General features: G+C 40.6%; 6 protein-coding genes and 1 pseudogene. 2 read left to right on the forward strand and 5 right to left on the reverse strand.

All coding sequences use genetic code 11. The annotated features are described in order from the left end of the window. From P7J36_RS08715 to P7J36_RS08725, 3 genes are all read right to left on the reverse strand, one after another. Positions 1 to 759: an ABC transporter ATP-binding protein gene (locus P7J36_RS08715; protein ID WP_172064259.1), complete on the reverse strand. Its 759-nt coding sequence runs from the start codon at positions 757 to 759 to the stop codon at positions 1 to 3. A 95-nt stretch (positions 760 to 854) separates the two neighbouring features. Continuing rightward, positions 855 to 1,847: a sensor histidine kinase gene (locus P7J36_RS08720; RefSeq protein ID WP_408551881.1), complete on the reverse strand. Its 993-nt coding sequence runs from the start codon at positions 1,845 to 1,847 to the stop codon at positions 855 to 857. Continuing rightward, positions 1,840 to 2,523 carry a response regulator transcription factor gene (locus tag P7J36_RS08725; protein WP_408551883.1) on the reverse strand — a complete coding sequence of 228 codons (684 nt, stop codon included), beginning with the start codon at positions 2,521 to 2,523 and terminating at the stop codon, positions 1,840 to 1,842. Before P7J36_RS08725 ends, P7J36_RS08720 begins: the two co-directional genes overlap by 8 nt. A 136-nt stretch (positions 2,524 to 2,659) precedes the next feature. On the opposite strand from P7J36_RS08725, the gene P7J36_RS08730 reads away from it, so the two are divergent. After that, complete coding sequence (locus P7J36_RS08730; RefSeq protein ID WP_408551884.1) at positions 2,660 to 3,841, forward strand: DUF2974 domain-containing protein; 1,182 nt, start codon at positions 2,660 to 2,662, stop codon at positions 3,839 to 3,841. A gap of 14 nt (positions 3,842 to 3,855) precedes the next feature. On the opposite strand, the gene P7J36_RS08735 is transcribed toward P7J36_RS08730, so the two are convergent. Further along, complete coding sequence (locus P7J36_RS08735) at positions 3,856 to 4,980, reverse strand: aminotransferase (protein ID WP_408551885.1); 1,125 nt, start codon at positions 4,978 to 4,980, stop codon at positions 3,856 to 3,858. 77 nt (positions 4,981 to 5,057) lie between these two features. Here P7J36_RS08735 and P7J36_RS08740 point away from each other — a divergent pair. After that, positions 5,058 to 5,207 (forward strand): annotated as a pseudogene (locus tag P7J36_RS08740) (transposase); the annotation flags it as partial. 433 nt (positions 5,208 to 5,640) lie between these two features. On the opposite strand, the gene P7J36_RS08745 reads toward P7J36_RS08740, so the two are convergent. Then, on the reverse strand, positions 5,641 to 9,998 hold a 4,358-nt coding region (locus P7J36_RS08745), incomplete at its 5' end, for a ZmpA/ZmpB/ZmpC family metallo-endopeptidase (RefSeq protein WP_408562444.1).

The following is a 9,998-nucleotide window of genomic DNA, read 5'->3' on the forward strand; positions in this document are numbered from 1 at the left end:
CTACTCACCTCGATTCGCCATGACTGTCAAGGTATCTGAAATCAGTTGATACATTTCCTGACTAGTTCGTTCACCACGGTAGATTTGATTATAGAGAATACCGTCCTTGATAAAAAGGACCCGTTTGGCACGACTGGCTGCAGCTGTCGAGTGAGTCACCATCAGAATGGTCTGCCCCTGCTGGTTAATCTGCTCAAAAACATCCAATAAGGTTGCAGATGATTTGGAGTCGAGGGCTCCAGTCGGCTCATCTGCTAAAAGGATTTCTGGCTGGGTGATGATGGCACGTGCCACCGCAACCCGTTGCTGCTGACCACCCGAAATCTCGTAGGGCATTTTGTCTTGCAAGGTTGCAATTCCCAGACTATTAAGCGTATGAACGAGTCGCTTGTTCATCTCATCAATCGGATAGCGAGATAAAACCAGAGGCAAAAGCACATTGTCCTTGACTGAGAGGGTATCCAAGAGGTTAAAGTCCTGAAAGACAAAGCCCAATTTCTCCCGACGAAAGGCTGCCGCTTCCTTGCTCTTGATAGACTGGGTATCCAATCCGTTAAGCAAGACCTGGCCCTGCGTTGGCTTATCAAGGGTTGCCAAAATATTGAGCAAGGTGGATTTTCCAGAACCAGACTCACCCATAATGGCGACATATTCACCCTTTTCCACTGTAAAATGAATATCCTTCAAAGCCTCAACCTGTCCCGCCTTAAAGAGAGAACTGTATATCTTTTGAACGTGTTGAACATCTAAAACTGACATAACTTGACTCCTTTTCTTTTTCTACCTTCATTCTACACGGTCCCAAGATAAACTACCATAGCCTTAGCTTTCATTTACGTGACAGTTTTGTAAGATTAATCAAAAATCAACTCCACTTCTTTGATACCGATTCGCACCTCTGTTCCCTGACCCACTTTGGAGCTTAGTTTGAGGGAATAGCCCAGCTCCGCAGCGATTTTCCGAGAGAGATAAAGTCCCAGACCCGAAGACTGCTGGGTTCTGCGGCCATTGAAACCTGAAAAACCACGCTCAAAAACCCGCTCCAAGTCACTCTCTGCAATCCCTATTCCTGTATCACGAATAACCAAATCATCTCCATCCAGAGCAATCGAAATCCTTCCCCCCTGACAATATTTGAGGGCGTTGGATAGAATCTGCTCAATCAAGAGACCCAGCCAGCGTTTGTCGGTCTTTACTGTCCTATCCAGCTGGCCCAAGTCCAAGCTGGTATTGGCCTGGATGAAAAAGAGGGAATATTTCTTGACCAGACTTCTAACCAACTCTTCTAAATCGACGGATTCAATAACCAAATCATCATGGAAGGATTGTAAACGGAGGTAGTTCAAGACCAAGCCTGTGTATTGCTCAATCTTGAAGAGTTCTGATTCAAGCTGATGACGGACTGAACTACTGTCCACTTCCTTGGCCAAAAGTTGACTGGCTGCGATAGGCGTTTTCATCTGGTGGGCCCAGAGGGTGTAGTAGTCATCTAATTCTGTCTGTTCCTGGCGTTGTTTTTCCAGCAGGAGCTTGTTTTGGACTTCTAGTCGCTCCACTCTCTCCTGCAAACAACGTTCACTGGCTGTCCCAGTAACTACTTTCTGACCACGCCAGATTTTTCCAAAGCGGGAAAATTCCCTGACAAAATCCCAGAGGAGGGCGAGGAGCCAACAAATGCTCAGGAGAATGAGAGCATAGCGAGCCAGGTCCCTCTCAATGTCAAAGACGCCACTGATAGCCAAAATGGTCGAAGCAAAAAGGCAGTAGCTGGCCAGAAAGATCCAACGATGACGGAGCCAAGTGGGTAAAAATTCTGATACTAGTGAGCTAAAATCATCCTTATTCATGTGTCCACACCAGGCTGTAGCCCACTCCTTTCTTGGTGGCAATCAAATCTGGCAAACCCAGTTCTGCCAACTTTTTACGCAGGCGAGCGATGTTAACCGACAGGGTATTGTCATCCACAAAAATATCGCTGTTCCAGAGTTCTCTCATCAGCTCCTCACGACTGACCACTTCCTTACCATGCTCAAAAAGCACCCGTAAAATCTGAAATTCATTTCGTGTCAACTCCTCTACAGCCTGTCCATAAGAGACCTGCATAGTCTTCAAATCCAAGGAAGCCTCTTCAAACCAGAGTAGACTTTGTTCACCCACAAAATCGTAAGTTCGCCGCAAAAGCCCCTGTATTTTGGCTAGGAGAACCGTCATTTCAAAGGGCTTGGTCACATAGTCATCTGCTCCCATATTGATCGCCATGACAATATCCATGGGCTGATCATGGGAAGATAGAAACATAATGGGCACACGGGATGTCTTGCGAATTTCCTGACACCAGTAATAGCCATTGAAAAAAGGCAGGCCAATATCCAGTAAAATCAAATGGGGCTGAAAATCTCTTATCTGGTCCAAAACCGTCTGAAAATCCTTGACCTCTTGAACCTGATAGCCCCAGTTGATCAGGTTTTTGGCAACTAATTGGCTAATGGTTTTATCATCCTCAACAAGAAATATTTTCTGCATTGCTCTCTCCCTTTTTATATATAGTATATATTATAGCCTAAAATTCAGGAAAAATGGGGATTTTTCTAAATCTCTAACCAAGATTTGTCATTCCACACATATTCCGCTATACTAGAAGAAAAAGGAAAGGATTACCATGCCAAATTCATTAAATTACATAGAAGAAAGTCAATACGACAGTTTTTACGACCTGCCCCTGAACAAACTGGACATTTTGGCCCTGACTGAGCTTTCCTACCTGCCTTTCGACAAACTTGTTCCCACTTCCTTTACTGAAAATGGCATCCGACTTGATCATTTGGCTGAGCATTTTGAAGCAACTTATCAGAATGATTTTCCTCCCTTTTCTATGGTGACCAAAAACCGCCTAGCCTTATTTGCCCTTCTTGCCAAATCCATACGCTTCAAGTCTATCAAGGCATTTGGCTTCGTTGACGATTATCAGTTGGACCAAGAGCAACAATTCGCCGCCATTAGCTACCGCTTGGACAGACAGACTGTCCTGACTTGTTTTAGGGGAACAGATGACACCATTATCGGTTGGAAGGAAGACTTCCAAATGACCTATATGGATGAAATTCCTGCCCAGCGTTCTGCAAGTGATTATTTGGAAAAAATAATGTCTAATCAAAAGGAGAACTTCTATATCGCAGGGCATTCCAAAGGTGGTAATTTAGCCCTTTATTCCGCAAGTAAGCAGTCCTCAGATTTACAAGAGCGAATTGTGGCTGTCTATCCCTTTGACGCACCGGGACTCCATAAAAAGCATTTGGAAGCTCCTGGCTACCAAGCCATTCAAAATCGGATTTACCCCCTCATTCCACAAAATTCCATCGTGGGAATGATGTTGGAAACACCTGAAAATGCCCAAATTGTTCAGAGCAACACCATCGGTCTTCTCCAACACATCACATTTTCTTGGGAAATTGAAGGAACTGATTTCAAGTCAGCCCCTGCCCTAACTAGCGACAGCCTTCAAACTGACCAGACCTTAAAAGCCTGGACTGCCAGCCTAACGGATGAAGAATTGAAAGATTTCTTTGACCTCTTTTTCGGGATTTTCATCCAAGCAGGGATTGAACGGTTCAGTGACTTAACTGTCAATCCCCTACAGAAATTGCAGGAAATGGACCGATTGAGAAAAGAATTATCTCCTCAAGAGGCGGACATGATAGATAAACTCATTCGGCTACTCTTTGACACCCGCTACCGAATTTGGAGGGACAATATTAGCACTTCCATTCCAAGCCCTGAAATCTCTCTAACAGATTGGCGGAAATTGTTCCAAAGAACTACACCTGAAAACAAGGAAAACTAGCTCAACCACCTGAGCTAGTTTTCTTTATCAAATCTTCTTAAAAATTGGGATAGTTTTTCTAATCCTTTAATTAAAGTTTCTTGTTCACAGGCAAAACCTAGACGGACATAGCCGTCACGTTCAAATCGATTACCAGGAACTAAGAGAACACCGTATTCCTGCAGAAGCTGCAAGCAAAAAGCTTCCATGGGCATATCCACTGCAATCTTGACAAAGCTGGTCGAAACAACCGCTGGACGAATATAGGAAACAAGGGGTTCATTCTCAATCCATTGGTCCAGAATAGCTAGATTTTCTTCTAAAATGTGCTGATTTCTCTTCAAAATCTCTTGGCGAGAAGCCAGAGCTAATTGAGCCACCAGATCATCAAAAACACCTGCACAAATCATGGTGTAATCCCGATAATCTCTCAGTATGTCCGTCACTTCAAGATTGGCAGCCACCCAGCCCACTCGAATACCAGGCAAGGAGTAGGTCTTTGATAAGCTATTGACAGCAATCCCCTTGTCATAGACTTCTATAATGGATGGCACATCCAGCTCAGAAAAGGAACGATAGACTTCATCCGATAGAATGTAAGCCCCAACTTCACCAGCAATTTCCACCAATTCTTCCAAATAGGTCCTATCCATGACAGCACCTGTTGGATTATTGGCATTGTTGATGCAAATCATCTTAGTGTTAGGACGAATGAGCTGACGCAGTTTTTCCAAGTCTGGCAACCAGCCATTTTCCTCCTCAATCTGCCACAAATCCACTTCTGCTCCCAAGGACTTTGGAATATCGTAGAGTTGTTGGTAGGTCGGATAAAGGGAAATGACATGGTCTTCTGGTTCAATCAAACTATAAAGAACTAACAAGTTGGCTCCTGTTGCCCCATTGGTCTGGAGAATTTGTTCTGGCTTGATGCCTGTATAGAGTTGACTAACCGATTTTTTAAATGCTGGCGAACCTTCTATCCAGCCATAGTTGAGCTTGGTGCCCTGCAATTTCTCATAAAAATCCTCAGGATTGGTGCCCGACAAGGCAAACAATTCTTCCAAGGTCAGTGAGGAAATGGACACCCCAGCTATATCATAAATCGCACTATTTTCATGGACATTCAGCCATTCCTCAACGCCAAAACGTGGTAATTTCATTTTATTCCTACTTCATTTTTTACTGTTTCTATTGTACCATATTCTCACAAAATCGTATAAATATACAAAGCACCTTCAACATTAAAAAAGAGAGGATCAATAAACTCATCAAGGACATCAAGAGACAGGGTTTCGGGTTTAGGAACTTTAAGAACTTTAAAACTAAGATTTACATCGCTTTGAATGTTGAAAAAGAGAGAACGAAGTTCGTCCTCTCTAGGTGTTAGCTTTTCGTCTACCCACTACAGTTGACAAAGAGCCAAAAAAAGTCATCAAACGATGACTTTTTCAGTAGGATCCTCCTAAACTGGTCCTTTCTAGGTATTAACCTTTCATCTACCCACTAGAATTGACAAAAGGTTGCAAAATATTATAGGGCAGCTAACTCAATAACATTAGGTTTGAACCTAGTCACTAACAAGGTATTCTATTCCTTTGTTATAAGATAGTCTTTTATCCTTAACAGAAAATGAGCATACTAATCCTATCCTGTTGAGAAGTTACAATGCAGCACACTTCTAAACAGATACACCTTATCATACAATCTTTTCTAAATTATTTACTGTACCAGTAATTTCTCCAACCAAAGCGTTACAACTATCTGTAAATAGCTCTAGAGTACGATAAAATCAACTGGTCACGCAATGAGAATACAATACTTTATGGATTAAAGATTGAAGTTCTAAACTCATCTGTAGAACGAAGAAGGGCACTATACACCTTACGTTTCAAACTATGAACCCAGCTAGTAGCTTCATTTGATGTTGCATGGCTAAGTCGCTTCATATCCTCTTCTACCGCCGCCTTCATCAGATTTTCTAAATCTTGGTAAGAATTGATAGTAACCGTTTGAGTTGAATTTGGTTTATCTAACTCATATACAATTGTAAATGGTTTTAATTTTACTAATTGATCAATCCGTTCCTTATACATATCTTTTTTGAACTCGGTCCAAGTTGCGTATTTATTATTAAAGATATGATTTAGAACAACCGTATCCGTTACAATACCGTTTGATGCTTCTGATTTTAGCTGATTACTTACATAAGGAATGAATCCTTCATCATAACCTTTAGCAGCTAGAAGTTCATAAGCCATCCGTCTAAACATCAAATCACCTGGCGCTCCTGTTGGATTATCCAACGCAGAATAAATAGGAGATAACAAGAAGGTATTGTAGTAGCCATTTCTTGATAATTTTGCATTGTCATAATACTGTCTCCGGTTTATAATACTTTGATCAATCAGAGCATTGAAGGTTGTTAACTGTGCAACTTCTTCATCGGTTAATGGACGAATCTGGTTACCTGCATGAACCCCATCATAATAATTTTCAATCTTTCTGAACCATGCTTTCTTCACTTCATTACTTTGTTGCAATACAGCACTACCTTCCAGATAATCAAGAAGATAAATTGCGTCAAACATATTGTGAGCATAGGTATTCAAATCTTCTTGATTTGTAAATCGCTCAACAGGCTTATATGGATGTACACGGATTAACGAATCTTTCTTATCCAAGTCAGTATAAAATGTATTCAATCCAATAGTATTATCTTCTGTACTACTTAGACTTTGCAATAACCCTTGTGCAAATAACTCAGCTCCTTGACCTGAACGTCGCCCGTTGCCATAGAATAATGTATTAGAGTCTAGATTATGCACCATCTCGTGAGTATAAGTAGATGTTCCAACCCTATCTAATAGAAGATAAGCTACAAAATACGTCTCACTTCCATCTGCATAAGCTGCGGTACCATTGCTACCGAACCATTTATGAACTGGACCAAAGAAATTTTGGATTGCAGAAAGATTACTTGACAAATCCTGCCACGCTTGTTTCCCACTTTCATCAAACAGACCAAAACCATCTGTGTTCATATAAGAAGCAAACATCTTATCCTTATTCTCTGCATTCAATGTTTTATACCAAAAATCTGTGTGATCTCGTTGCCAAATCGCAGCTTGGTCAACCAAATTGCGAACTTCTTCACGTTGACTTGGGTTATTTGTAACATCTCTATAACGACTAAACGCACCAAATGAAATCGTATTCATATTGGAAAGAATATAAATATCTTCCTCTGGCATAGTAAGTAATGGCAGTAACATTTGACGATATCTCCAAGAAGGATTGGTAATCTTGTCATACACTTCAACTGCATACTTGCTATGCTTTTCAGCATTATTTTGTTTTTCCAAAGCTTCTGCTACTTGAGATTTTATTTCAACAATATATGCTTTTGTATTATCTTTAAACCATTGATTATCTGTTTTATCTGGTAAAAATACTTTTCGATAGGCTTCGACAAAATCAAACACAGTCGATTTGCCAGTCATGCCTGATAAATAAGTAGAGTATGTGGCTACGTTGTTCTTCGGTCTGAGTACTTCATAGCCTGCGCTACCAATTGCGATAATAGCATCCAATGTTGAAGCCGAGTGATTACCAAAGAAATCCAAATTAAACAAGGTCAAATCTTTTGTATTCAATTGGTCGTAGTTTATATCATACCATCTATCGAGGTAAGATAACCCTAATAGGAAAGCCTCTTTGTTATCTGCTATTCTCGCTTCGAAATAATTTTCAACATTCTGTCCTTGACCATTCATAGACGACGTCAATACTTTGCGAAGGTAACTAGCTAGATTTTCTTTGATATGCATAAAACTAGACTTAAAGTACATATCATTTATGTCATTTGTCGTTTGATAAGCAGGAGTTGCTGGAGGATTTAACTGTTTCTGCAAGGATTCGGACTCATATGCTATCGGATGTAAGAGAGCTACAAGGCGGTTCACCATATCCTCATTTTGATTTACAAAATTTTCTGGTGTGTATGGAATAGACATATCAGAAATAGTATATTCAATAATGTGATTATTCTTAAAGTCATCACTATACGTAACTGACTTATAGTCAACAGTCCCATCTTCAAAGTATAGCATAATCTTATTGATACTTGCTTTATCTGCTAGGATGTCTGCTACTATTGCTCCATCTTTCATAGGAACCACATCTACAAGTTTTACTTTGTTCAACTTATCAGATAGCGGAATCTTATTTCCATAATAAACAAGAAGTTCCTTATTATAGAATGGTAAGATTTTCTCCATATTTTCATAAGCTATAACAGAATCAGCTTGAGCTTTAGCTACTTTCAGATAATCAACAGAATAGCTATTAATAGTTCGTTGATTTGAATCCGTAACAGTAGCAGTTACTCCTAGATCCTGCGCTTTCAGTATAGCATCGCTTTCAGAAATTTTACTAGCAACTGTATCGTCCTGTGTGCTATAAGCATTTTGCAATGCAACATTTCCATCATGTAGGGAGCCAACAACCGCTAGACTACCTTTTACATTTCCAATGACATTATGGATGCGACCATCAACCCAACCCTTTTGGTTTGTTCCAACAATACTACCCAATTGATTCGTTTCACCATTGTTAGTAATTGTTCCTGTCGCATAAGCATTCTGAAGATTTATGCCTCTTTCACCGTTCCCTCCAGTTAGACGACCAACAATTCCGCCTGCTGCTTGATTATTTTCTCCCTTAATGGCAATTGCTACATCTGCTATCACTTTATCAATGTATGAACCTGTACTTAAACCCGCAATACCACCTACATACGATTCGCCAGTCCCGTAAGAATCAATCTTTCCTTTAAATCTTGCATTTGTTAAATGAGATTGACCGTCCAATTTATAGACAATGCCACCATAGTTTCGTTGACCTCTAATATTTCCTTCAACAGCAATATCTGTTAGGGTTGATTGTTGTGCTTCATTAACCAACGCACCTAAGTCTGTATGTATTGCTGAAGCAATATTGACATTTTTTAAATCTAGGGAGGTAATAGTTGCCCCTTCCACTTTCTGGAACAATGGTACTTTTTGATTATAAATAGCAAATTTTGAGCCGTTATGTTCACCAGTCAAGCTACCTTTAAATGGTTCCGTAATGTAGGCGCGAACATCACCAATTGACAATTCATCAGCATACAAATCAGCACCGAGTTTGAAAGTACCAGACGGATTATTGTTAATTGCATTAACCAAGTCCGAGAAAGTAAAATAGACATCTGATTCTTTTACAATTTTTGGAATATAAAATATCTTATTTTGAATATATTGAGAACCATTATCTTCGACCAACTGTTCAAAAGAGGTTGTCACTTTATAGACTGCTTGCCCGTCTTTTACACTATCAGTCACTTCTGTAACTGGGATATAGACATCTTTAAAACGTTCTGAACTAACTTTGACAAATAACTCTGTCAAATCTGATGGAATTTCTTCTAAAAAAGCTGCGCTGATATACTTTCCATCTTTTCGACGATAAATTGTTACCGCATCAACATCCTTGATTTCAATCTTCTTGTAGATCAAATCAAATTGACGCATACTTTCGAGAATAGCTTCCTGTTCAGAACTTTGTTCCTGCCCTTCCATTGTGTAAAAAATCTTTGTTTTGACAGTATAAGCCGTATAGAAATCTAGATTTTCAAGTGTCAGTTGACCATTTGAATCTGCAAGAGGTATATCTTTTTCTTGAACTAACTTACCTGTGTCATCATACAATAATGCCACTGCTTTACGGAAGCTAGTTGTTTCGTCCGTCAATTTATAGCTGAGTGTCGCTGATTTGGCATCAGTGTTTTCTACCAAATTCGTGATTACGACTTGCGGCACTTTTTCCTCTACAACTGGTTTTTCTGGCTCTGCGGGAACCACAGGCTCTGTAGGCTCCTCGGGGGTTGGGGGAACTACTGAGTCTGTAGGGTCCTCGGTAGTTGGAGGAGTAACGGGTTCTGTAGGGTCTTCAGTGGTTGGGGGAACTACTGGATCTGTAGGCTCCTCGAGGGTTGGGGGAGTAACGGGCTCTGTAGGGTCTTCGGGGGTTGGGGGAGCTACTGGATCTGTAGGCTCCTCAGTGGTTGGGGGAGCTACTGGATCTGTAGGCTCCTCAGTGGTTGGGGGAGCTACTGGATCTGTAGGCTCCTCAGTGGTTG

Source organism: Streptococcus suis (assembly GCF_046032115.1).
In the GTDB taxonomy this organism is placed as follows: Bacteria; Bacillota; Bacilli; order Lactobacillales; family Streptococcaceae; genus Streptococcus; species Streptococcus suis_AJ.